Annotated in this window: 17 protein-coding genes, 1 tRNA gene and 1 pseudogene; 13 read left to right on the forward strand and 6 right to left on the reverse strand. The window is 61.1% G+C overall.

The window, feature by feature from the left end:
* Nucleotides 1-89 precede the first annotated feature (89 nt).
* Nucleotides 90-1,715 (forward strand): pyoverdine maturation tyrosinase PvdP, encoded by a 1,626-nt coding sequence (gene pvdP / locus AB4N73_RS04315; protein WP_460142964.1) that lies wholly within the window; start codon nt 90-92, stop codon nt 1,713-1,715.
* A 580-nt stretch (nt 1,716-2,295) separates the two neighbouring features.
* Here pvdP and AB4N73_RS04320 read toward each other — a convergent pair.
* From AB4N73_RS04320 to AB4N73_RS04330, 3 genes are read right to left on the reverse strand one after another with little or no spacing between them, the layout of a single operon-like run.
* A complete protein-coding gene (locus AB4N73_RS04320) occupies nt 2,296-3,690 on the reverse strand; it encodes an efflux transporter outer membrane subunit (RefSeq protein WP_460142965.1) in 1,395 nt (464 codons plus the stop codon).
* A gap of 7 nt (nt 3,691-3,697) precedes the next feature.
* Complete coding sequence (locus AB4N73_RS04325) at nt 3,698-5,668, reverse strand: MacB family efflux pump subunit (protein ID WP_310215382.1); 1,971 nt, start codon at nt 5,666-5,668, stop codon at nt 3,698-3,700.
* The gene (locus tag AB4N73_RS04330) at nt 5,669-6,832 is read right to left on the reverse strand and encodes an efflux RND transporter periplasmic adaptor subunit (protein ID WP_460142966.1); all 1,164 of its coding nucleotides are present in this window, start codon (nt 6,830-6,832) and stop codon (nt 5,669-5,671) included.
* Between the two features lie 279 nt (nt 6,833-7,111).
* Between AB4N73_RS04330 and AB4N73_RS04335 the strand changes: the two genes are divergently transcribed.
* From AB4N73_RS04335 to AB4N73_RS04380, 10 genes are all read left to right on the forward strand, one after another.
* Entirely contained in the window at nt 7,112-7,594 is a 483-nt protein-coding gene (locus AB4N73_RS04335; protein ID WP_041478511.1) for a sigma-70 family RNA polymerase sigma factor, read from the forward strand.
* 133 nt (nt 7,595-7,727) lie between these two features.
* Entirely contained in the window at nt 7,728-9,065 is a 1,338-nt protein-coding gene (locus AB4N73_RS04340; RefSeq protein WP_460142967.1) for a lysine N(6)-hydroxylase/L-ornithine N(5)-oxygenase family protein, read from the forward strand.
* A 560-nt stretch (nt 9,066-9,625) separates the two neighbouring features.
* A complete protein-coding gene (mgtA, locus tag AB4N73_RS04345; RefSeq protein WP_460142968.1) occupies nt 9,626-12,325 on the forward strand; it encodes a magnesium-translocating P-type ATPase in 2,700 nt (899 codons plus the stop codon).
* A gap of 230 nt (nt 12,326-12,555) precedes the next feature.
* Nucleotides 12,556-12,990 carry an ANTAR domain-containing protein gene (locus tag AB4N73_RS04350; protein WP_375123381.1) on the forward strand — a complete coding sequence of 145 codons (435 nt, stop codon included), beginning with the start codon at nt 12,556-12,558 and terminating at the stop codon, nt 12,988-12,990.
* A gap of 125 nt (nt 12,991-13,115) precedes the next feature.
* Nucleotides 13,116-13,748 (forward strand): response regulator transcription factor, encoded by a 633-nt coding sequence (locus AB4N73_RS04355; protein ID WP_056784337.1) that lies wholly within the window; start codon nt 13,116-13,118, stop codon nt 13,746-13,748.
* Between the two features lie 10 nt (nt 13,749-13,758).
* A complete protein-coding gene (locus AB4N73_RS04360; protein ID WP_460142969.1) occupies nt 13,759-16,965 on the forward strand; it encodes a transporter substrate-binding domain-containing protein in 3,207 nt (1,068 codons plus the stop codon).
* 158 nt (nt 16,966-17,123) lie between these two features.
* A complete protein-coding gene (locus AB4N73_RS04365) occupies nt 17,124-17,990 on the forward strand; it encodes a pirin family protein (protein WP_110598727.1) in 867 nt (288 codons plus the stop codon).
* A gap of 330 nt (nt 17,991-18,320) precedes the next feature.
* Complete coding sequence (locus tag AB4N73_RS04370; protein ID WP_110646436.1) at nt 18,321-19,763, forward strand: mechanosensitive ion channel family protein; 1,443 nt, start codon at nt 18,321-18,323, stop codon at nt 19,761-19,763.
* An 83-nt stretch (nt 19,764-19,846) separates the two neighbouring features.
* On the forward strand, nt 19,847-20,641 hold the full coding sequence (gene xth, locus AB4N73_RS04375; protein WP_252887644.1) for an exodeoxyribonuclease III: 795 nt from the start codon (nt 19,847-19,849) through the stop codon (nt 20,639-20,641).
* A 101-nt stretch (nt 20,642-20,742) separates the two neighbouring features.
* The gene (locus tag AB4N73_RS04380; RefSeq protein WP_252883497.1) at nt 20,743-21,576 is read left to right on the forward strand and encodes an arylamine N-acetyltransferase family protein; all 834 of its coding nucleotides are present in this window, start codon (nt 20,743-20,745) and stop codon (nt 21,574-21,576) included.
* Here AB4N73_RS04380 and AB4N73_RS04385 read toward each other — a convergent pair.
* On the reverse strand, nt 21,573-21,908 hold the full coding sequence (locus AB4N73_RS04385; protein ID WP_150741429.1) for a BrnA antitoxin family protein: 336 nt from the start codon (nt 21,906-21,908) through the stop codon (nt 21,573-21,575). The genes AB4N73_RS04380 and AB4N73_RS04385 overlap by 4 nt on opposite strands.
* Nucleotides 21,909-22,209: 301 nt before the next feature.
* Here AB4N73_RS04385 and AB4N73_RS04390 point away from each other — a divergent pair.
* Nucleotides 22,210-23,732 (forward strand): annotated as a pseudogene (locus AB4N73_RS04390) (nucleobase:cation symporter-2 family protein).
* A 113-nt stretch (nt 23,733-23,845) separates the two neighbouring features.
* Here the strand turns inward: AB4N73_RS04390 and AB4N73_RS04395 are convergent.
* Nucleotides 23,846-23,921, reverse strand: a tRNA-Asn gene (locus tag AB4N73_RS04395).
* 219 nt (nt 23,922-24,140) lie between these two features.
* Between AB4N73_RS04395 and AB4N73_RS04400 the strand changes: the two genes are divergently transcribed.
* On the forward strand, nt 24,141-24,371 hold the full coding sequence (locus AB4N73_RS04400; protein ID WP_460142970.1) for a hypothetical protein: 231 nt from the start codon (nt 24,141-24,143) through the stop codon (nt 24,369-24,371).
* Here the strand turns inward: AB4N73_RS04400 and AB4N73_RS04405 are convergent.
* Nucleotides 24,368-24,568 (reverse strand): hypothetical protein, encoded by a 201-nt coding sequence (locus tag AB4N73_RS04405; protein WP_056784354.1) that lies wholly within the window; start codon nt 24,566-24,568, stop codon nt 24,368-24,370. The genes AB4N73_RS04400 and AB4N73_RS04405 overlap by 4 nt on opposite strands.
* Nucleotides 24,569-24,580: the final 12 nt, after the last annotated feature.

Here is a 24,580-nt window from a genome sequence, read left to right on the forward strand (position 1 = left end):
GGGATGTTTTGCCGGCGGCGTAAATTTCCCCGCCGAGCAAACGTTCTAGCTTGGATAAAGCCTGCTTCATGGCTGACACAGGTAGGGCAATGACGATCTCTCGACGCTGGTTCATGGCGGGCATGGCACTCACGGGCGCCGCGCTGCCTGCCGCTTTTTATGCACATCGTGAACTGACTCGCGAGGAGTTTCCGATCACCCCGGGCGAGGCCACGGTCGATCTGGCGGACACCGCCGGGCAACAGCTGGCGGACAATTTGCGTGGGGTCTGGGACATTCGCTTTACCGGTGCGGCGGCCGGGCTTGATGGTTTGCCGGCGCAAGGCCTGGAGCTGTTTCTCGACATCGCCCACCGTGGTCGCGGCCTGCGCGGTTATCTCGACACCGGAGCGAATCTGCGTGCCGAAGGGCCTGTGCGTTATCAAGTAATTGGCGATCTGGCACCGGGCAACGGCGCCGAGATGTATTGGCGCCTGCTGCGCACCGAGGCGCCACTTGCGCCGCCGGTGTATGAATTCAAAGTCAAACTGGATGAAGTCTGGGCGGCGTTCGGCAATGCCGGCAGCGCCACGTTCACCGGGGAAGTGCTGCGTCTGGATCGGCCGTTGGAGTTGCCCGAGCTGGACAACCAGTTCATCGCCATCAAACGACGTTTTCCCGAGGCCCGCGAACGCACCGGGCTTAATCCGCAACTGTTGGCCTGGCTGGTGGCGCCCGAGCATCGGTTGTTCCACCAGCTCTGGCACGCCACCCGCGACAAGTGGCACAAGCTCCCGGAGAAAAAACGCGAAGCGCTGCGCGGCATCGGCTGGCAGCCCGGGCCGCGTGACAAGGAGCGCGACGCCCGTGGGCCGAGCAAGGATCGCAATGGCTCGGGCGTGGACTTTTTCTTTATGCATCGGCACATGCTCGGCATCGCCCGCTCGATGCAGGATCTACCTTCCTGGCCGGCGTTCCCGCAGCCGCAGCCTGAGCTGGAGCGGGACCGCCAGGGTTTCGCCCGTTACTTCGACAATCATGACGGCAATTCGCTGCCGCCGACCTGGCTGGCCGAGGGCGATGACGAGTACACCAAGTGGGTCAGCGACATCAAAGCGGCGGAGACTTTCCAGAGCAATTTCCTGGTCTGGGAATCGCAGTACCGTGACCCGCGTTACTTGTCGAAATTGACCCTTGGCCAGTTCGGTTCGGAAGTCGAACTGGGCCTGCACGACTGGCTGCACATGCGCTGGGCTTCGGTGGCGCGTGACCCATCCAACGACATTCCAGTGCCGATGGCGCGCGATCAGGCAGACTTCGCTGCGCGCTGGTATGCGCCGGAAAACGACTTTCTCGGCGACCCGTTTTCCTCCCATGTGAATCCGGTGTTCTGGCGTTTCCATGGCTGGATTGATGATCGCCTGGAAGACTGGTTCCGCGCCCATGAACGTTTTCACCCGGGCGAAGTGAGTCGTCTGGAAGTCAACGGCGTGCCGTGGTTTGCACCGGGACGCTGGGTGGAAGTCGCCGACCCCTGGCTCGGCCCCGACACCCACGGCTGCAGCACCGTGCCCGGCCTGCAAGTCGGACGCTCAGTGGAGATGGACCCGGAGACCATGAAGCTGGCGCTGCGTATCACCTTCGGCGATGAAGACAACATGACCGAGCTGTTCCGCAAAGTGCCACAGCGCCCTTGGTATGCGCGGCACCTGAAGGTCAAGGGCCGACAGCTCTAGATTGGTTCAAACACACACACTCTCTGAATTGGTCGCAATCCCTTGTAGGAGCGAGCTTGCTCGCGGAGGCTTTTTTTGGGGCGGTGGGGGCATTTTGAGTGAGTACATATCCATCGCTGCGGTAACGACTACCTAAGGTTTCGCCCTTACGGCGACTCACTTTTTTTACAAACGCCTAAAAAAAGTAAGCAAAAAAACGCTTGCTCCTGCGTTCGGCCCTCGCAGGCTCGGGTTCCTTCGCTGCGGGATCGATCCGGGCGCAGCGTTTCCGGTTTGCTTCGCTGCACCTCCTTCCGCTGTGTCTGGCTGCGCCAGACGGTCGCTGCGCTCCCACGCCCGGATCAATCCCTCCGCTCAGCCTTCCGACGTCGCCGGTAGATCAAGATCAAAAGCACTCGAGCTAACGCTCATTGTTGAGTGGGGCGGCTTCGCCGCGGGCAGCTGCGCTGCTTTGCTTTTCTGTGGGAGCGAGCCTGCTCGCGATAGCTATCTCAAAGATACGAATGAACAGCAGATTTACCCTGATCCCTGTGGGAGCTGGCTTGCCAGCGAAGGCGTCAGTTCAGTCGACGCATCGCCCTCAGATCACTTCCCAACCACCCCCCAGCGCTTTGTACAAGGCAATGCTCGCCTGCAACCGCGACAGGCGCAGTTGGACGTTCAGGTCTTGCGCCGCATACAGCGTGCGCTGAGTTTGCAGGACGGTGAGCAGGTCTTCGGCGCCGGCCTGGTAGCGGCTCTGGGCGATGTCGAAAGCGGTCTGTGCCTGGTTCAGTTCTTCGCTTTGCCATTGCCGCTGTTCGTCGAGGCCGCGAATGCTGCTGAGGGCTTTTTCGACGTCGGCGAAACCGTTGATGATTGCCCCGCGATAGGTCTCCAGCAGTTCATCCTGGCGGGCCTTGGCCTTGTCGCGTTCGGCGCTGAGGCGGCCGTTGTTGAAGATCGGCGCGGTCAGCCCCGACGACAGGTTGTAGAACGTCGTGCGCAGCAGGTCGGCGGCAAGGTCGGCGCCGCTGCCGAGGCTGGCGGTCAGGGTGATTTTCGGCAGCATCGCGGCGCGGGCGACGGTGACATCAGCCTGGGCTGCGGCGAGCTTGGCCTCGGCGCTGGCAATGTCCGGACGCCGACTGAGCAAGTCGCTCGGCACGCCACTGGCGATGTCCGGCCAGTGCAATTGGGCGAAGGATTGCTCGGGCAACGGTAACGCTTGCACCGGTTGGCCGAGCAGGGCGGCGAGGCTGATCAGTGCTTCGCGGGCCTGTTGTTGCACCAGCGGCAGGCGACGCTGTTGTTCGGCCACCAGGCTTTTCTGCTGGGCCAGTTCCAGCGCGGTGGCGCTGCCGGCGTCGAAACGGGTCTGCACCAGATGCAGCACATTTTGCGCATTGGCCAGATTGAGTTCGGCGATCCGCGCCTGCTCACGCAAGGCCAGGGTTTGGGTGTAACTGTTGGCGACGCCGCTGAGCAAGGTCAGCTCGACGGTGGCGCGGTCGAACTCGCTGGCCTGCACACCGAACACGGCACTGTCACGCGCGGCACGCTTGCCGCCCCAGAAATCGATCTCGTAACTGGCGCTGAGCTCGGCGTCGTAATAATCCAGCGAGCGATTCTCGGGACTGACATCCAACTGGCTGTAGCCCTTGCCGTGGATCAGTTTCTGCCGGTTGGCGTTCAGCCCGGCCTTGAGTTCGGGCAGCAGCGGGGCGCCGGCAATGGTTGCGCTGGCCTCGGCCTGTCTGACCCGTGCCACGGCGGCGGCGAGGTCGTAGCTGCCCAGCCGCGCCTGTTCCACCAGCCGCTCCAGCTCGGGGCTGCCGAATTGCGTCCACCATTGCCGATTGCTCTGCAGCGCGCCGGGGGTGTCGGCGGACTGCCACGCGCTCGGTGGCTGCACGCCGCTGTCGAGGCGCGGCGCCGGGCTGCTGCAGGCTGCCAGCAACAGGCTGGCGGCGAGGAACGTCAGTCGCACTTTCATAGGTCGATCATTCACTGGTAAGGGCCGTGACCGGGTCAAGCCGGGCAGCTTTGCGGGCCGGCATGAAGCCGAAGATGACACCGGTGACCAGCGCACAGGCAAACGCACCGATCACCGCCAGCGCTTGAAAGGCGATCGCCACGCCACTGAGCAACAACACGCCGCCGACCAGCAGCGCCAGGCCGATTCCGGCAATTCCGCCGACCACCGAGAGCATCAAGGCTTCAGTGAGAAACTGACGGAGGATGTCGCGCTGACGGGCGCCGGTGGCCATGCGAATACCGATCTCGCGGGTACGTTCGCGCACGGTCATGAGCATGATGTTCATCACGCCGATACCGCCGACCAGCAGGGAAATCGCCGCAATCGCCCCCAGCATCAGCGACAGCGTGCCTTGCGTGCGCGCTTCGGCCTGGATCATCGCGGCATTGTTGGTCAGCTCGAAATCCTTCTTGCCGTGGTGTCGACGCAACATCGCCTGTTCGATGGCCTGTTCGGCGTCCTTGACCTTGCGCGCGTCCTTGGCGGCAATCACCACGTATTGTGGATTGCGGCTGCCGAACAGGCGCGTGCTCGCCGCCGAGTAGGGAACGGCGATGCGGTTGTCGCTATCGGAGTCGCCGGAGCTGGCGCCTTTTTCCGCAAGCACGCCGAGGATCTGGAACGGCACGTTTTCGATGAGGATGTATTGACCGATGGGGTCGGCGACATCCTTGAGCAACTTGTCGCGAACCTTGGTGCCGATCACCGCGACGGCGGCGGCGCTGTCCTCGTCGGCCTGGGTGAAGTAGCTGCCCTGAATCACCGGCCAGTTGAAAATCTGCGGAAAGTTGGTGTCATTGCCGCCGACGTAACTGCTGTGGTCGGCGTTGCCAAAGCGCACCCCGGCGGTCGAGCCGTTGACCGGCATGATGCGCTCCACCTGGGGCAGGGCGGACAGTTCGGCGACATCGTCGAGGGTGATGATGCCCTCCGGCGTACGCGGGTTCGGCGCCGAGCCGCTGAGGTAAATGATGTTCGAGCCGAACGCACCCATTTGCGCCATGACCTGACGCTTGCTGCCTTCGCCGACGGCGAGCATGACCACCACCGAGGCCACGCCAATGACGATGCCCAGCAGGGTCAGCGCCGTGCGAAAGCGGTTGATCCACATCACCCGCCACGCCGCTTGTACAGCGTCGAGCAGTTCACCTTTCCAGGCGCCGGTCTGGCTGCTGCCGTTGCTCAGGCGCTGGCGCAGGTCGACCGCTTGCAACGCCCCGGGATTGGCCGCAGGCGGCGCGCACGCGTGCTCGGCGCTGTCGCTGATGATCAGGCCGTCACGGATTTCGATGATGCGTTTGGCCCGTTGCGCCACTTCGCGGTCGTGGGTGATGAGGATCACCACATGACCCTGATCGGCGAGTTCGTCGAGCAGGCTCATGACCTCGGCGCCGCTGTGGCTGTCGAGGGCGCCAGTCGGCTCGTCGGCGAGGATGATATGGCCGCCGTTCATCAGCGCACGGGCAATCGACACCCGCTGTTGCTGGCCGCCGGAAAGCTGATGCGGACGATTGCCAGTGCGAGTGCCGAGGCCGAGACGTTCCAGCAGCGCGTGAGCTCGGGCATGCCGCTCGGCGGCCGGGGTGCCGGCGTAGATCGCTGGCATCTCAACGTTTTCCTGGGCCGAGCCGGAGGGAATCAGGTGGTAGCCCTGAAAGACAAAACCGAAGGCTTCGCGGCGCAGCCAGGCCAGTTCATCGCTGTCCAGATGCGCGACATTTTCCCCGGCGAACAGATACTCGCCGCTGGTGGGACGGTCGAGGCAACCGAGGATATTCATCAGCGTCGATTTGCCCGAACCGGAGGCGCCGACAATCGCAACGAATTCGCCGGCGTGGATCGACAGATCGATCCCGCGCAGCACTTCCACCCGCGGGCTGTCATCACCGCCGTAGGCTTTGCGGATCTGCCGCAGGTCGATCAGGGGCGTGTGCATTCAGCCTCCATGACCAGCGGCCGGCGCGCTGAGAACATGCTCGCCCTCGGCCAGACCTTCCAGCACCTGGGTGCGCAGGCGATCGTTGATGCCGGTGCGCACTTCCCGCGTTTGAATATCACCGTTGGCAGCGACGATCTGCGCCCGCTGCCACTGCGGACGCGAGCCCGGTTGCAGGGCAGCAGTCGGCACGGTCAGGGTGTCTTGCGCCTGTTCGGCGACGAAGAACACCTGGGCGGTCATGTCGGTCATCAGGCTGTGATCGGCGTTGTCGACGTCGAGCAGCACGGTATAAAGAACCACGCGTTCGCTGCCGCTGCGACCACTGGTAGGGCTGCCGCCCTGATTCTGTTCAAGCGGACGTGGTGGCACCGGCAGTATCTGCCGCACCGTGCTGCTCCAGCGCCGGCTGCCGCCGCTGAGGGTGGTGAAGTAGGCGGTCATGCCGGGTTTGACGTGGCCGATGTCGGCCTCTGAAACCTCGGCCCACACCGTCATCGGCGACAGCCGGGCGATGCGCAGGATCAGCGGGGTCTGTTGTTGCGCGTTGAGGGTCTGGCCTTCGCGCGCACCGATGGCGACCACGGTGCCGCTCATCGGCGCGTAGATGCGCGTGTAACCGAGCTCCGCTTCGTCGCTGCGCAGGCTGGCCTGCGCCTGGCGGATCTGCGCCTGGAACATGTCGATGCGCGCCTGGGTTGCGCGGACCTCGGCGCGGGCGGTCTGCACGTCTTCTTCGCGGGTGGCGCCACCGGCGGCGAGTTTCTGCTGGCGCTGGTATTTCTGCTGCGCCAGATCGTGCTGGGCGCGTTGCTCCTGCAACTGCGCCTTGAGGTTTTCGATGGAAAAGCGCCCGGCATCGAGCTTGGCTTTCTGTGTCGACGGGTCGATTTCCACCAGCAACTGGCCTTCCTTGACCGTATCGCCAGCCTCGACGTGAATCTTCTGAATCTGCCCCGAAGCCTGTGCGCCGACATCCACGTAGCGGCGCGGCTGCAAGGTACCGAGCGCCGTCACGCTGTTTTCGATATCGCCCCGGCTGACCTGCACAGTGGCAACGGCGTCGCGACCGGGTGGCAAAACCTGCCAGGCAGCAACGGCGATCACGGGAATCAGACAGAGGGCGGCAAACAGCGCGCGACGGGCGGGGCGGGGACGATTCATGCAGGGTTCCGGCCAGTGGTTGCGGCCCGTCGCAAGGCACGACAGACACAGGGGCTGTCCTGTAAACGAGGCATGGGCGACGGAATTTAGCCGCAGACACATCGAGTTACCGTAGCCGGGCGACGACTATTTGTCCGGGATATGGAATCAACTCTTTAAATCTATATGAGAATTACTATAAATTACGCACCTCAAGTTGCCACTATCTTGCTACTGCGTGATCCGCAGGTCTGATCAGTGCGCTCAAGGACAGAAACGGCATCGATGCGGTCGGGAGTCATGTTGGAAAACTACTATCGTGAGCTGGTGTGTTTCCTCAACGCCAGACTGGGCAACCGTCAGGTCGCCGAGGATGTGGTGCATGACGCCTATGTACGCGTGCTGGAGCGCTCCAGCGAGGTGCCGATCGAACAACCCCGGGCCTTCCTCTATCGCACCGCATTGAACCTGGTTATCGACGATCACCGTCGCAACGCGCTGCGTCAGGTCGAATCGCTGGACGTGCTCGACAACGAAGAGCGCTATTTCACCCCGTCCCCCCACGGCACCCTCGATCACGGCCAGCGTCTGGAAATGCTCCAGCGCGCACTGGCCGAGCTGCCGCCGCTGTGCCGCGACAGTTTTCTGCTGCGCAAGATCGAAGGCCTGTCCCATCCGGAAATCGCCCAGACCCTCGGCATCTCCCGGGCGCTGGTGGAAAAACACATCGTCAACGCCATGAAACATTGCCGCCTGCGCATCCAGCAATGGGATGGCCAGTGATCCGCGCCGGTTAAATTTCCTCTCATCGTCCTCGTTCCTACTCAACAGACGACCTGCTGACCTGATTCAGGCCGGTCAGGCCACCCAGGCTTTATTTCCCCGCGTTGAGGGGTTCATCCAGAGGACACTGGAAATGACACAGGCAATTGCATCGCCCATCGTTCACGACCTGATCGGCGTCGGTTTCGGCCCTTCGAACCTGGCACTGGCCATCGCCCTGCAAGAGCGCGGCCGGATCCAGGGCGAACTGGATGTGCTGTTCCTCGACAAGCAGGCCACTTACAGCTGGCACGGCAACACCTTGTCGACGCAGAGCGAGTTGCAGATTTCCTTCCTCAAGGACCTGGTGACCCTGCGCAATCCGACCAGCCCGTACTCGTTCGTCAATTACCTCAAGCACCACGGGCGTCTGGTCGACTTCATCAACCTCGGCACCTTTTATCCATGCCGCATGGAGTACAACGACTACCTGTGCTGGGTGGCCGGGCAGTTCACCGAGCAGAGCCGTTACGGTGAAGAAGTGCAGTTCATCGAACCGGTGTTGCACAACCAGCAGGTTGAAGCGCTGCGGGTAATTTCTCGGGGCAGCGACGGCCAGCAATTCGTGCGTACCACACGTTCGGTGGTGGTCAGCGCTGGCGGCACACCGCGCATTCCGGAGGCGTTCAAGGCGCTGAAGGGCGATCATCGCGTGTTCCACCATTCGCAGTATCTGTCGCAAATGGCCAGACAGCCTTGCGTGAACAATCAACCGATGAGCATCGCCATCATCGGAGGCGGACAGAGCGCGGCGGAAGCCTTTATCGATCTGAACGATTCATTCCCGTCGGTGCAGGTCGACATGATCCTGCGCGGCTCGGCCTTGAAGCCTGCGGACGACAGCCCATTCGTCAACGAAGTGTTCTCGCCGGAATTCACTGATCTGGTGTTCCAGCAGAACAGCGTCGAGCGCGAGCGTCTGGTCAACGAGTACCACAACACCAACTATTCGGTGGTCGACATCGACCTGATCGAACGCATCTACGGCATCTTCTACCGGCAGAAGGTTTCCGGGATTGCCCGCCATGCGTTCCGCACCCTGACCACCGTCGAGAGCGCCACTGCCACGGCAAACGGTATCGAACTGGCAGTGCGCAACAATGCCACCGGCGAAGTCACGGTGCGAATCTATGACGCCGTGGTGCTGGCCACCGGTTACGAGCGGCAGATGCACCGCAAGTTGCTCGCGCCGCTGGAGGAATACCTCGGCGAATTCGAAGTGGATCGCAACTACAAACTGATCACCGACGAGCGCTGCAAGGCCGGCATATATATGCAGGGCTTCTGCCAGGCCAGCCATGGCCTGAGCGATACGCTGCTGTCGGTGCTGCCGATTCGCGCCGATGAAATCGCTGGCTCGTTGTACGAGCATGGCAAGCAGCGCGGGCACAGTCGCTCGGTGGCGGAGCTGTTGTTGGCGACTGCCAGCTGAAGTATGCGGCGCCTGTCACACCGCTTTCGCGAGCAGGCTCGCTCCCACAATGGTTCTGTGAATGCAGGCCAGAATGTGGGAGCGAGCCTGCTCGCGAAGGGGCCATGGAAAGCCCCACAGATCCTGAATCTGAACCCTTCCTGAACACCCCCCACATTCCCGGCAAACACCTCTTCCAGCGGTTTAGCTGCGGGCGTAAGCTGCGCGCGTTTTCATCAATTGCGGAGACCCACAGTGGGTACTTGTTCGAGTGACAGTTGTCGGCCGGTCTCGATCACCGGCAGATTCTCGGCAAGATAACGCGCAGCCTTTCCCTGCCGTTGTCTCGCCGTAACAGCGAGCAGCGGCATCCCGTGCACGACCCGTTCCGGATCGTGTCTCGACGTCCTTCTCATCGACGCTGAACCAAGCGTGCTGACGACCTCAGTCGTCATCGCAGCCTATCGACACGCCTGTCATTCCCGACGGGCGCGCTACGCCTTGCCGTGCCGGTTGTCCCGGTGCCAGGGCGCGGCGGTACCTGCTCGACGGTTTCCCGGCTGACCACAGGGGACACAGCCATGAAACTTACACTCAAGGAATTTTTCGCAGGCTTTCTGCGCAGCCGTCACATCGCCCGGCACTTCCGTCGCCTCGCGTTGCTGGATTCGATCAACGACACCGGGGTCAACCGTGAAGTGCCGCCGACGCTGGCCAGTACGCTGGTGGCTGCCGCCCATGCCGACAGCGCCGCGCTGCTGTCGTCGTTGGGCACGCACGGCGAGGGGCTCACCGAGGTCGAGGCCGATGCACTGCGCGCGCAACACGGCCTCAACGAAGTCGAACACGAGCAGCCGCTGCCGTGGTGGACCCATCTGTGGCACTGCTACAAAAATCCGTTCAACCTGCTGCTGACCTTGCTCGCGGTGATCTCCTGGCTGACCGAAGACCTCAAGGCGGCCGTGGTGATTTTCTCCATGGTGGTGCTGTCGACGCTGCTGCGCTTCTGGCAAGAGAGCAAATCCAATCAGGCCGCCGATGCGCTCAAAGCCATGGTCAGCAACACCGCCACGGTGCTGCGCCGCGATGGCCCACGCCGGGAGCTGCCGATCAGGCAACTGGTGCCCGGCGATCTGATCGTACTCTCGGCCGGCGACATGATTCCCGCCGATTGCCGCGTGCTCAGCGCCAAGGACCTGTTCGTCAGCCAGGCAGCGATGACCGGTGAATCGATGCCGGTGGAGAAATTCACCCGGTACACCGATCGCGACACGCGTAACCCGCTGGAGCTGGACAACATTCTGTTCATGGGCACCAACGTCGTTTCCGGCAGCGCGATTGCGCTGATTCTCACCACCGGCAACAGCACCTATTTCGGTGCGCTGGCGCAACGGGTCGGCGCGACGGACCGCGCGGTGACCTCGTTCCAGCAGGGCGTCAACAAGGTCAGCTGGCTGCTGATCCGCTTCATGTTCGTCATGGCGCCACTGGTGCTGTTCATCAACGGTTTCACCAAGGGCGACTGGACCGAAGCGCTACTCTTCGCGCTGTCGATTGCCGTCGGCCTGACCCCGGAAATGCTGCCGATGATCGTCACCTCGACCTTGGCCAAAGGCGCCGTGTTTCTATCGCGCAAAAAGGTCATCGTCAAACGCCTCGACGCGATCCAGAACTTCGGCGCGATGGACGTGCTGTGCACCGACAAGACCGGCACTCTGACTCAGGACAAGATCTTTCTGGCGCGTAATGTCGATGTCTGGGGTGAGGATTCTGACCATGTGCTGGAACTGGCCTACCTCAACAGCTACTACCAGACCGGCCTGAAAAACCTGCTGGATGTGGCGGTGCTGGAACACGTGGAAATCCATCGCGAATTGAAAGTCGGCAGTGCCTTTCGCAAGGTCGATGAAATCCCGTTCGATTTCAATCGCCGGCGCATGTCGGTGGTCGTGGAGGGCCGCGGTCAGCCCCACCAATTGATCTGCAAAGGTGCGGTTGAAGAAGTGCTGGCGGTGTGCAGCCGGGTGCGTCACGGCGAAGTTGATGAGGCTTTGAGCGATGAATTGCTGGCGCGGATTCGCCAGGTCACCGGCGCTTTCAATGCCGAAGGTCTGCGCGTGGTGGCGGTCGCGGCTCGCTCAATGCCAGCAGGCCGCGAGATTTACAGCCTGGCCGATGAGCAGGAACTGACGCTGATCGGTTACGTGGCGTTCCTCGATCCGCCGAAGGAAAGCACCGCGCCAGCGCTCAAGGCCTTGGCCGAGCACGGCGTGGCGGTCAAGGTACTGACCGGCGACAACGAGCTGGTGACGGCGAAAATCTGCCGTGAGGTCGGCCTCGCGCAACAGGGTTTGCTGCTGGGCAATGACATTGAGCGCATGAGCGATGCTGAGCTTGCGGTGGCGGTCGAGACGACCAACGTCTTCGCCAGACTCACGCCGTCGCACAAGGAGCGCATCGTCCGTGTGCTCAAGGGCAACGGCCATGTGGTCGGGTTCATGGGCGATGGCATCAACGACGCGCCGGCGCTGCGCAGCGCCGACATCGGCATTTCCGTGGACAGCGCGGTGGACATCGCCAAGGAAGCGGCGGACATCATCCTGTTGGAAAAAAGCCTGATGGTGCTGGAGGAGGGCGTGCTCGAAGGGCGGCGTACCTTCGCCAACATGCTCAAGTACATCAAGATGACTGCCAGCTCCAACTTCGGCAATGTGTTCTCGGTGCTGGTGGCCAGTGCATTCATCCCGTTCCTGCCGATGCTGCCGATGCACCTGCTGGTGCAAAACCTGCTGTACGACATTTCGCAGATTGCCATTCCGTTCGATAACGTCGACGACGAGATGCTGAAACAGCCGCAGCGCTGGCAGCCGGCTGACGTCGGGCGCTTCATGCTGTTCTTTGGCCCGATCAGCTCGATCTTCGACATCACCACCTTCGCCTTGATGTGGTACGTGTTCGACGCCAATACCCCGGATCACCAGACGCTGTTCCAGTCCGGCTGGTTCGTGGTCGGGTTGCTGACCCAGACGCTGATCGTGCACATGATCCGTACGCCGAAGATTCCGTTCCTGCAAAGCCGTGCAGCCATGCCGCTGATGGTGATGACGGCGATTATCATGGCAGTCGGCATCTTCCTGCCCATGGGCCCGCTGGCGCATTACTTCAAGTTGCAGGCATTGCCGTCGCTGTATTTCGCGTTTCTGCCAATGATTCTGCTCGCGTACATGGCTTTGACCCAAGCGGTGAAAGGCTTCTACATCCGTCGATTCGGCTGGCAATAGCAGCCATGGAATGCTCTCCCCTGTGGGAGCGAGCCTGCTCGCGAAGGCGCCGTGTCAGTCAATACGTCTCTGACTGGTATAGCCCCTTCGCGAGCAGGCTCGCTCCCACAGGGGATATTGGTGCGTCTGGGGCGCCGGATGAATGGCCTGCTTTTTAGGAAAAGTCCTACAGAGCTATCCCCGACGCTTGCGTAGTCTTGCCCTCCCCAAACCTCACCGGGAGAATGACCATGAGCAACAAAGCGTTGCGCATCCTGATCGCCGACCCGCAGCATTTTCATCGCATGAAAATCGAGCGCCTGTTCAACTCGCTCGGCTACTACCGCGTCGCCCCGGTGCAGAATCTCGGCGAATTGTTGACCCTGGTCGACTACGGCTGCGAGCCGTTCGATGTATTGGTGATCAATGCCGAGCTGGCGGCAGGCTCCCTGGATCTGTCGGGCTTTCTGCTCGATCACCCACAGGTTCGCCACGCTCTGATCTACAACGAACCGTCGGCGCCCTTGCTGGCGGTTGCGGGGTTTGCTCAGGAAAACGCGCAGATCAGCCCGACGCCATTGCCCAATTTACAGCTCATCGGGCAGGTGATGGCGAGAGTCGAAGCTTGCGACGAACGCCAGGCACCGCCCGACTCTCACGCGTCGTTGCGCCATGCCAATGCATAAAAAACCACTCTGCACAACTGTCAGACCTGACAGGTGATTCTCTTGCTCATCCATGTAACAGTGCCGGCGCGGCCACCGACTCCGGGACAGACTGTTGCGGTGTCTTCGATTTTGCAGGAGTACCAATGAAGTCAGCGCTGATCGTCGATGATCACCCAGTCGTGCGCGCGGCCATTCGCATTGTCCTGCAGGCTCAAGGCTTCACGCAGATTCATGAAGCGTCCAATGGCAATGAAGTCGTGCCGTTGATTTGCGCGCATGATCCACACCTGGTCGTGCTCGATCTCGGCTTGGGGTCCATGGACGGGCTGGAAGTGCTGACGCGAATCCAGATCAAAGCGCCGACGGCACGCTGCCGGATCCTGGTGTTCAGCATGCATGAGCCCACGCATTACCAGGAGCGCTGTTTGCGCGCGGGCGCGCGGGGTTACGTGACCAAGAGCAACCATCTGACGCTGCTGCACGACGCTATCAAGGCACTGATGTCCGGCCACACCTATTTCTCCGCCTTGCCCAATACCAGCGGTCTGTACAACGCGGTGCAACGCACTGAACAGGAGCTGATCGCGCAGCTGTCCGATCGAGAGTTATGCATTTTCGTGAACCTGGCGTTGGGCAAACCAAACAAAGCCATCGCCCAGGAGATGCACCTGAGTCACAAGACCGTCAGCACCTACAAGACCCGCATGATGGCGAAACTTGGCCTGGGTTCGCTGGTGCTTCTGCGTGAGTTCGCCAAGCGCAATCACTTGATCTGAGTACCTCGACATGACGCAGGGGCTGCGGGTTTTAGGACTGTGGCTGGGGCTTGTTGCCTCGGTCGGGGCGAATGACCAACCGCAGACACTGGAGGTGCTGGCGCGCCTCGAACCGGGGGGTATCCAGGTCCGCCTCGATGATCGGGAGCGCCAGTGGCTGCGTGAGCATCCAGTTTTGCGCATGGGCATCTCCGGCCCGGATTACCCGCCCTTCGAAATCACCCGCCAACAGCATGAGCTGGAAGGGCTGACCGCCGATTACGCCGATCTGCTGGCGCAACTGCTCGGCATCAGGATCGAAGTGCGGCGTTTCGCCGATCGGCCGGCACTGATGGCCGCACTCAAGCGCGCTGACGTTGATCTCTTGGGCACCTCGAACAGTTTCGAAGCGGCGGATCCGGCCTTTGTTCTGTCGCGGCCGTATGCTGAAGATCAGCCTATGCTGGTCACGCGTCACGACGAGAAGCTGACCGCCGACCTGACGGCCAAACGCATCGCCATGGTCGAGGATTACCTGCCACTGGCCCATGTTCAGGCGTTCTACCCCGGCGCCCACGTGCAGCTTTATGCTTCGGCCATGGATGCACTCGGCGCGGTCGCCTTCGGTGCCGACGACGTGTACCTGGGCGACTTCATCAGCGCCAATTATCTGATCAACACCAACTATCGCAACGACCTGCAATTGGCCGGGCCGTCGGGGCTTGATGCCAATCCGTTCGCCTTTGCGTTGTTGCGCAGCGATGTGGCGCTCAAACGCATCGTCGACAAGGCCTTGCTGGCCGTGCCCATGGAACGTCGGCATCTGATCGAACAGCGCTGGAGTGTCGGCCTTGCCGAGATGGCCGAACAGTCGCGGGTACAGCTCAGCGCCGCTGAACAGCAGTGGCTTGATCAGCACCCGGTGGTGCGGGTGGGCGCGGTCGAAGACTTCGCGCCGTTGGCGTTTTTCGATGCCGATGGACGCTTCAACGGCCTGGCAGCGCAGTTGTTGAGCCTCATCGCTCAGCGCAGCGGGCTGAATTTCGAGATCGTGCGTGGCACCTCGTTGAACGATCAGTTCGAGCAGCTCCAGGCGGGTGAACTTGATGTCCTGCCGGTGGTGACGCCGAGCACCGAGCGGGAAGCGCAGCTGCAATTCACCCGCGCCTATCTGAACAATCCGTTCGTGCTGGTCAGTGCGGCGAACGGGCCACATCCATTGCCGCTCGACGACCTGGCGGGCAAACGCCTGGCCATCTATCGCGGCCACCCGTTGCGCGAATACCTGCTGCAACGCGTGCCCGGACTACGTCTGGTCGAAGTGAAAAGCCCCGCCGAAGGCATGGCGCTGATTGCCCGAGGACAGGTCGACGTAACGGTGAGCTCGTTGCTGGTGGCGCGTTTTCTGATTGCCCGGCAGTACCGCGATCGCCTGCGAATCACCGGCACCGTTGGCGATCAGCCGGCGCGCATCGCATTGGCCACGGCGCCGCAATCGGCATTGCTGCACTCGATCCTGAACAAGGCGTTACTGAGCATTGCGCCGCAGCAAATGGATGAACTGGTCGAGCGCTGGAGCCACGATGTAGTGGTCGAGAACAGCTACTGGCTGCGCCACCGTCAGGAGATTCTGCTTGGTTTCGCCAGCGCAGCTGCCTTGCTTCTGTTGGCACTGCTGTGGATTGGCTGGCAGCGCCGGCAGATCCACCAGCGTCAGCAATGGTTGCTGCAACTGCAACAGGCCAAGGACGCGGCGGACGAAGCCAGTCGGGCCAAGAGCACTTTTCTGGCGACCATGAGCCACGAGATCCGCACGCCGATGAACGCCCTGATCGGCATGCTCGAACTGGCCCTCAAGCGCGCAGAGGAGGGCGTGACCGATCGACTCGCCATTCAGGTGGCGTCGAATGCCGGCCAGCAATTATTGGCGTTGATTGGCGACATTCTCGATATCGCTCGTATCGAATCGGGGCATTTGTCCCTCGCGCCCGAGCGGGCCAACCTGCGGGAGACGGTGTCGTCGGTATGTCGGGTGTTCGAAGGGCTGGCGCGGCAGAAGCGCTTGTTGTGGCGCATCGAGCTTGATCCGCGCGCCGACGTGGATGTGCTGATCGATCCGACGCGCTTCAAACAGGTGCTGTCCAACCTGTTGAGCAATGCGATCAAATTCACCGAGGCAGGCGAGGTCAGCCTGCGTCTGCAGATCGTTGCGATATCGGACGAGCAAGTGAATGTGCAGGTGCTTATCGAGGACAGCGGCATCGGTATAAGTGCCGAGGATCAAAAGCGCCTGTTCAGCCCGTTCGTTCAAGCGAGCAATAGCCTTCAAGCGGCGCGCAGCGGTTCCGGCCTGGGGTTGGTGATCAGCCGTAATCTCTGCGAAATGATGGGCGGCACGCTGGGTCTCGATAGTGATCTCGGGCAAGGCACGCGAGTAAAAATCAATATCCAGTTGCCGCTGCTGACGTCGGTGACGACCACACTGGCAACGCACGAGGCGGCAGCCGCGACGTGTGCATTAAGCGTGTTGGTGGTGGACGATCACCCGGTCAACCGCTTGCTGATGTGCTGGCAATTGAGCGAACTCGGGCATCACACGGTAGATGTGGGCGATGGCGAACAGGGGCTGGACCGCTGGCGAACCCAGGCCTTCGATGTGGTGATCACCGACTGCAACATGCCGCGACGCAATGGCTATGAACTGGCACAGGCGATTCGCAACGAAGAAGCCGCCAGCGGCCGCAGGCCCTGTCTGATCCTCGGTTTTACGGCCAACGCGCAGATCGAAGAGCGCCTGCGCTGTCTGGATGCCGGCATGGACGGCTGCCTGTTCAAACCGATTCGCTTGCATGATCTGGCTGAAGCCATGAACGGCGCCCGCCGTTGCGAGCTTCACGAAGATGAACCGCCTGGCGCCGAGTCGGTCGAGATTGACCTGAGTGCCCTGGAGCAGATGGCCGGGACCGATCACTCGTTGATCGAGCGTTTGCGCAAGGAAGTCGGCAATAGCCTGCGTGATGATCTCCAGGCTCTGGATCATATCCACGTCGGCGACCGCAACGGCCTGCGTGAGCTGGCCCATCGCATCAGGGGCGGCGCGCAAATGGTCGGCGCTGCGCGGGTTGTTGCGGCGTGTGCAGATCTGGACACGGCGTGCCGAGACGGTGATAACGCGTTTATCGAGCGTGCCATCGGCAAGCTGCGCGACGCCATGTACGGCCTCGCACGGTGCCTCTGAACCAATGCAGTCTGCTGTGGGAGCGAGCCTGCTCGCGAAATGCGCGCTGCTGACCCAATTGTTCTGCACATGGAACACTCAAGCCGGTTTTCACCGTCTAGTCGAATATTCGATATGCCTTTAGGCTTAATCCAATGCATTTACCCATTGGAGACCCCATGAAAAACATCATCGGCATTTACACCAGCCCGCGCGGCCATTGGGTCGGCGATGGTTTCCCGGTGCGCACACTTTTCTCTTACGACAACCTGGGCAAGCACATCAGCCCGTTTCTGCTGCTCGATCACGCTGGTCCCGCCGAATTCACCCCGACCACTGAACAGCGTGGCGTCGGCCAGCACCCGCACCGTGGTTTTGAAACCGTGACCATCGTTTACGACGGCGAAGTGCAACACCGCGACTCCACCGGCAGCGGCGGCACCATCGGCCCGGGCGACGTGCAGTGGATGACCGCAGCGTCCGGTATCCTCCATGAAGAGTTTCATTCGGAGAATTTCGCCAGAACCGGCGGCAAGCTGGAAATGGTCCAGCTATGGGTCAACCTGCCGGCCAAGGACAAAATGGCCGCGCCGGGTTACCAGACCATTCTCGACCGCGACATTCCCAGCATCGCGCTCAAGGACAACGCCGGCAGCCTGCGTCTGATCGCCGGTGAATTCGACGGGCACACCGGACCTTCGCGCACCTTCACGCCGATCGACGTCTGGGATCTGCGTCTCAATGCCGGCAAGTTGCTGACGCTTGATCTGCACGAAGGACGCAATACCGCACTGGTGGTGCTGAAAGGTTCGGTGCAGGTCAACGGTGCGGAATCGGTAGGGGTCGGGCAGTTGGCGCTGTTCGAACGCGACGGTGATCGACTCACTCTCCAGGCCAGCGAAGACGCGGTGGTATTGCTGCTCAGCGGCGAGCCGATCGACGAACCGATCGTCGGCCATGGCCCGTTTGTGATGAACACCGAGCAGGAAATTCATCAGGCCTTCGCCGACTTCCAGTCCGGGCGCTTTGGCCAGATGCACGCCTGACCCCGAGCTTTACTGGCAACTGAAACACCCCTGTGGGAGCGAGCCTGCTCGCGAATGCTCTGATTCAGTCGAAGAGGTAGTGACTGACAGGACGCCTTCGCGAGCAGGCTCGCTCCCACAGGTTTTTCAGCGTCTGATCGTTCCCACACTCTGCGTGGGAATGCAGCCGGGGACGCTCCGCGTCCCACATCTTCAAGATCGCAGCCTTCGTCAGCTCCTTCAGGGTTTTGCAGTGTTTGTAAGCCGGTGCTCATCCACCGAAATCAATTGCTCCTACACTGTGCCAATCTGTGCGATCTTCTCGCGATTGGCCTTTGTCGGAGTTGTTTGATGCTGTCTCTGCTGACCGAACACCCGTTGTTTAGCGCGTTGATCCTGATCCTGCTCGATCTTGGCTTGTGGCGGCTGATCAGCTCTCGCGGCAGCGAATGGAAGCTGCTGGTGCGGGTGCTGATTTTCGCCCTGTTCAGCATTGTGCTGTTCAACGAAGGTCTCAACCCGATGGAACCGGCGCCGTGGGCCGACAACGTGCCGCTGCATCTGGCGGCCACCGGGTTGCAGATCGGCTGGTGGCTGTTTGGTGCGCGGACCCTGACGGTGCTGATCGGCGCGGTGATGATGCAGCGGGTCGGCCACACCGGCCGGCTGTTGCAGGACTTGCTCGGCGCGGTGATTTTCCTCATCGCGATCATTGCGGCGCTGGCGTACGTGCTCGATCTACCGGTCAAAGGCGTGCTGGCGACGTCCGGCGCGTTGGCGATCATCGTCGGTCTGGCCTTGCAGAGCACGTTGAGCGACGTGTTCTCCGGCATCGTCCTCAACACCACCAAGCCCTATCAACTCGATGACTGGATCTCCATCGACGGCACCGAGGGCCGCGTCACCGACATCGACTGGCGCGCCACGCGTCTGCAAACCAGCCAGGGCAGCATGGCCGTGATACCCAACTCGCTGGCGGCGAAAGCCAAAATCATCAACTTCAGCCGACCGAGCAATATGTTCGGCGTTTCCGTCAGCGTGCCTGTCAGCCCCCATGCCCGGCCCAGCTCAGTGATCGAGGCGCTGGAGCGGGCAATGCAGGGTTGCCGGCAATTGCTCGACACGCCGGCGCCGAGCGTATCGTTGAAGAGTTCTGCCAGCGGCGGCGCGGAATACGAAATCAGTGGATTTGTCGCCTCGATGGGCGAGAAGCGCGTGGTGCGCAATCAGTTGTTCGACCTCGCTTACCGGCATTTGCAGGCCTCCGGCGTCAACCTGCTGTCGAGCAACGAGACCAGCGCCGCACCGCAGTTGTCGCGGCCAAGGGCGTTGTTAGAAAGCTCACCGATCTTCTCGACTCTGCGTGAAGAAGAGAAAGACACCTTCAGCCAGAACATGACCCTGCAAACCTTCCGCGCCGGCGAAACGATTCTGGCGGGCGGGGAGGTCAGCGATCATTTGTTCATCATTGAATCCGGCGTGGTTTCGGTGACGCTCAAGCGCCATGGTGCACCCCTGGAATCCGGGCGCATGGGGCCGGGCGAGGTGATCGGCGAGGCCGGGATTCTTTCCGACACCGCGTTGCCGGCGGATTTTTCCGCGAAGACTTTCTGCGCCCTGTATCGCATCGAGAAGTCCTACCTGAAACCGTGCCTGGACGCGCGCCATGACATCCATGATGCGATGCAGGCGTTGCTCGATTTTCGTCTGCACAAGGCGCAGTCGCTGACCGAGGACGCGCCCGTGGTCGCGCCGAAAAGAGGCTTCCTGCAATGGCTGCGTAATCGCGTCTGAGCTGTCGCATTGTCATTCGATGCAACCTGCGCGGCGTTCTCAGGGTCACAATTTGCAATCCCACCGGGCAGGAGTTGCAGACGATGAAAAACCTGCGGATCGCCACCTTCAACGTCAACGGCATGCGCGCGCGGCTGCCGAATCTGCTGGAGTGGCTCAAGCGCGAGCAGCCGGACATCGCCTGCCTGCAAGAGCTCAAGTCAGTCGACAGCGCGTTTCCCGCCGCCGAACTGGAGGCCGCCGGTTACGGCGCGATCTGGCAGGGCCAGGCGTCATGGAATGGCGTGGCGATTCTGGCGCGTGATGCGCAGCCGCTGGAGAGTCGACGCGGTTTGCCCGGCGATCCCGATGACACGCACAGCCGCTATATCGAAGCGGCGGTGCACGGTGTGCTGGTCGGTTGCCTGTATCTGCCCAACGGCAACCCGCAGCCGGGGCCGAAATTCGATTACAAACTGGCCTGGTTCGAGCGTCTGATCAATTACGCCAAAGACCTGCAAGGCAGCGATCACCCGGTGGTGCTCGCCGGTGACTTCAATGTCGTGCCCACCGACATGGACATCTACAACACGCGATCCTGGCTCAAGGATGCTTTGTTGCAACCCGAAAGCCGCGAGTGCTATCAGCGCCTGCTGGGCCAGGGCTGGACCGATTCCCTGCGCCACGTGTATCCCGAAGAACGCATCTACACCTTCTGGGATTATTTCCGTAACCATTGGCAAACCAACTCCGGCCTGCGCATCGACCACCTGCTGCTCAATCCGGCATTGAGCCCGTATCTGCATGATGCCGGCGTCGACGCCTGGGTGCGCAACGAACCGCACGCCAGCGACCATGCACCAACATGGATTCGCATCGCTTCGCGGAAAAAGCGCTGAGCGGGCGATTGGCGAAATCAATTGTCGGAAGCCGTGCCTGATCCCGTATACAGGGCAATATCCACGCAGTGTTCTGCGGCCCCACGCATAAGGATCGAGCAATGAGTGCGCTACGGCTGAGCAATACCAATCTGTATCTGCAACGTTTGGGTTTCGATGCGCCGCCGCCACCGACACTGGATACGTTGCGTCAGTTGCAACTGCGCCATACCGCCGAATTTGTTTTCGAAAATCTGGCTACGATCATGGGTGAACCGGTGTCGATCGACCTGGACTCCATCGAAAGCAAGGTGCTGCAGCAGGGGCGGGGCGGCTACTGCTATGAGCTCAATCATTTCTTTTATGCGCTGCTGCTTGAATTGGGCTTCGACGCGCGGGCGATCAGCGGGCGCGTGGTGATGAATCAACCGGAAGGCAGCTGGACGGCGCGCACCCATCGTCTGAGTCTGGTCACCATCGACACAGTGCGTTACATCACCGACGTCGGCTTTGGCGGCATGGTGCCGACCGCACCGCTGCTGCTCGACAGTGAACATGAGCAACTAACCCCGCACGAACCCTACCGCATAGACAAGCAGAACGATGGCTACCTGCTGCGCGCCCAGGTCGCAGGCGAGTGGCGGCCGATGTACCTGTTCGATTTGCAACGCCAGGAAGACATCGATTACACCGTTGGCAACTGGTACGTCTCGACGCATCCCGAGTCACCTTTTGCCCAGCGCCTGATGCTGGCGCGCACCGGCGCTGGTTGGCGCAAAACCCTGAACAACGGCAGTTTTGCCATTCATCACATGGGCGCGGACAGTGAGCGGCGCGAGGTGGCGGATGTCGACGAGCTGATGAAATTGCTGCGGCGTGAGTTTGATCTTCAAGTGCCTGATTCACCGCGTGTGCGGCAAGCGCTGGCTCGGGTAATCGCGCCAGCCTCCATCTAAGGCTTTACATCAGGCTCCAATACGCGACGGATCTCCCCGATTGCCGCTGACAGCTTTCTCTCGAGACTCTTGAGATCGGTGGCGGTGATGCCTTTCTTGAATTGCCCCGTCAGACCTGAATCGTCAGCGCTTTCCTGTTGGCGTGCGCCATCAAGCAGAGCATGGCGCAGGGTGTTGTTGATCACAGTCTGGTAGCCAAAGCCCTCGGTTTCTGCGGCGCTACGCGCCGCTTCGATCACCGCGTCATCAAGCATGATGGTGATGCGGGTCTTGCCCTTGTTCGGCACTACTGCGCCGCGTTTACCTGCGGAAAAGTCATATTCGTCTTTCATCGGTCAAGCCTCCTTAACTCCGGTCGTAACTGAATCTCCTCAATTTCATTATGCATACTTTATATGCATAAAAAAGAGCGCAACTACACCGTCGGTCGCCGTAGACACTTCAGCCTAGTGGGCACTGGCGCGAGCGCAGCGGGGATGTGTTGCCGAATTTGTTGGGGCAAGAAGCGCAGACTAGAAGGTTGGATGGCTACCTAACCATTATGTGACTGAAAAGTTGTATACAACTCTATGGACATTTGTCCTGAGTATTGAATACAGTGTGCGCATAACAAAAACCAGGGAACCCCCCACCATGAAAACGCCCCATGTTTCACACCAACGGCCCGAGGACGAAAACCTCGGGGTCGGCGCGAATATGGCTTACGGCCTGCAACATGTTCTGACCATGTACGGCGGTATCGTTGCGGTGCCACTGATCATTGGCCAGGCGGCCGGTCTGTCGCCGGCGGACATTGGTCTGTTGATTGCTGCTTCATTGTTTGCGGGGGGCTGGCGACGTTGCTGCAAACCCTGGGTCTGCCGTTTTTTGGCTGTCAGCTGCCGCTGGTCCAGGGCGTATCGTTCTCTGGTGTGGCGACCATGGTCGCGATCGTCAGCAGTGGCGGGGAGGGCGGTTTCCAATCGGTGCTGGGCGCGGTGATTGCCGCCTCGTTGATCGGCTTGCTGATCACGCCAGTGTTTTCGCGCATCACCAAGTTCTTTCCGCCGTTGGTCACCGGCATTGTGATCACCACTATCGGCCTGACGCTGATGCCAGTGGCCGCACGCTGGGCAATGGGTGGCAACAGCCACGCGCCGGACTTCGGCAGCATGCAGAACATCGGTCTGGCAGCGGTGACGCTGGTGCTGGTGTTGCTGTTGAGCAAGGTTGGCAGCGCGACCATTTCTCGGCTGTCGATTCTGCTGGCCATGGTCATCGGCACGGTGCTGGCGGTGTTCCTCGGCATGGCGGATTTCTCCAGTGTCACCACCGGTCCCATGTTCGGCTTCCCGACACCGTTCCACTTCGGCATGCCGACCTTCCATTTCGCCGCGATCCTGTCGATGTGCATTGTGGTCATGGTGACGCTGGTGGAAACCTCGGCAGACATCCTTGCCGTGGGCGAAATCATTGACACCAAGGTAGATTCCAAACGCTTGGGCAACGGCCTGCGCGCCGACATGCTGTCGAGCATGTTTGCGCCGATCTTCGGTTCGTTTACGCAAAGTGCTTTCGCGCAAAACGTCGGCCTGGTGGCGGTGACCGGGATCAAGAGCCGATTCGTGGTCGCCACCGGCGGCCTGTTCCTGGTGGTGCTCGGCCTGCTGCCGTTCATGGGCCGGGTGATTGCCGCCGTGCCGACTTCTGTCCTCGGCGGCGCAGGGATCGTGCTGTTCGGCACCGTGGCGGCGAGTGGCATTCGCACGTTGTCGAAGGTGGACTACCGCAACAACGTCAACCTGATCATCGTTGCCACTTCGATCGGTTTCGGCATGATCCCGATCGCCGCGCCGAACTTCTACGATCACTTCCCGAGCTGGTTCGCGACGATTTTCCATTCGGGCATCAGTTCATCGGCAATCATGGCGATCCTGCTCAATCTGGCGTTCAACCACTTCACGGCCGGCAACTCGGATCAGCAGTCGGTGTTCGCTGCAGCCGAAGAGCGCACGCTGCGTTATCGCGATCTGGCCGCGCTGCGTGAAGGCGATTACTTCAGCGACGGCAAGCTGCATGATTGCGATGGCAAGGAAGTGCCGGTGATCGAGCCGGATGACCATGATCATGGCCACGGCGCGCCGAAGGTGCAGGTGAAAAGCAGCGAACATGTCTGACCGCTGCGTCTGAAACAGGAAAGGCCGATCTGCCCAAACAGATCGGCCTTTTGGTATTTTTAATGCGCCCACAAAAAAGCCCCTGAACCTTGCGATTCAGGGGCTTTGCTATTTGGCTCCACAACCTGGACTCGAACCAGGGACCCAGTGATTAACAGTCACTTGCTCTACCAACTGAGCTATTGCGGAATTGGTGCGTATGTTACTGATTCATAAAGAGAAGTCAAGCGTCGCCTGGCAACTTTTGCGATTCATGGGGACGGACGGCATTTTGTCAGCGATTGGCGGTTACCAGAAAGACTTCAGAGGTCTACCATGGCAGCCCGGAAGTGGTCACACGCGCTGCCGGCCATTCGCCGCAAAGGTACGCGCCATGACTCAAATCACCCGTAACATCGAGGTGCTCGCATGAGCACTGCACAGATCAGCCTGCCCAAACGGATCGGCCCGCACGCCGAAAAACTCTTCGAGGCAATCACCGGCGCCAGTACCGCCGAAGAATTGAACCGCGCCGGCGGCAAGGCCGAAGGTTTCGTCCTCGGTCTCGAAAGCAGCAAGGCCATCAAAAGCCAGGTCGCCGAATCGCTGTATGTGATTTACGACGATGCCGCCACCCAGCGCTCGGCTGAACTGGCTTAACTGCCGAAAGTAATCGTGCCGAGCATCAGCTTGGCATAGACCGCTGTCGCCGCCAGTTGCACCAGCCACAGGGCCAGGCCACCGAGGAATACCCCGGTGGCGACTTGCAGCACCAGGCTCTTTTCACGCTTGGCCGGAGCGCGCGGGACGAAATCATCCAGGTCGTCACGGTCGGCGCGCAGGTTGTCGTTTTTCATGTGGGTTCTCGC

It is taken from the genome of Pseudomonas sp. S3_B08 (assembly GCF_054667725.1).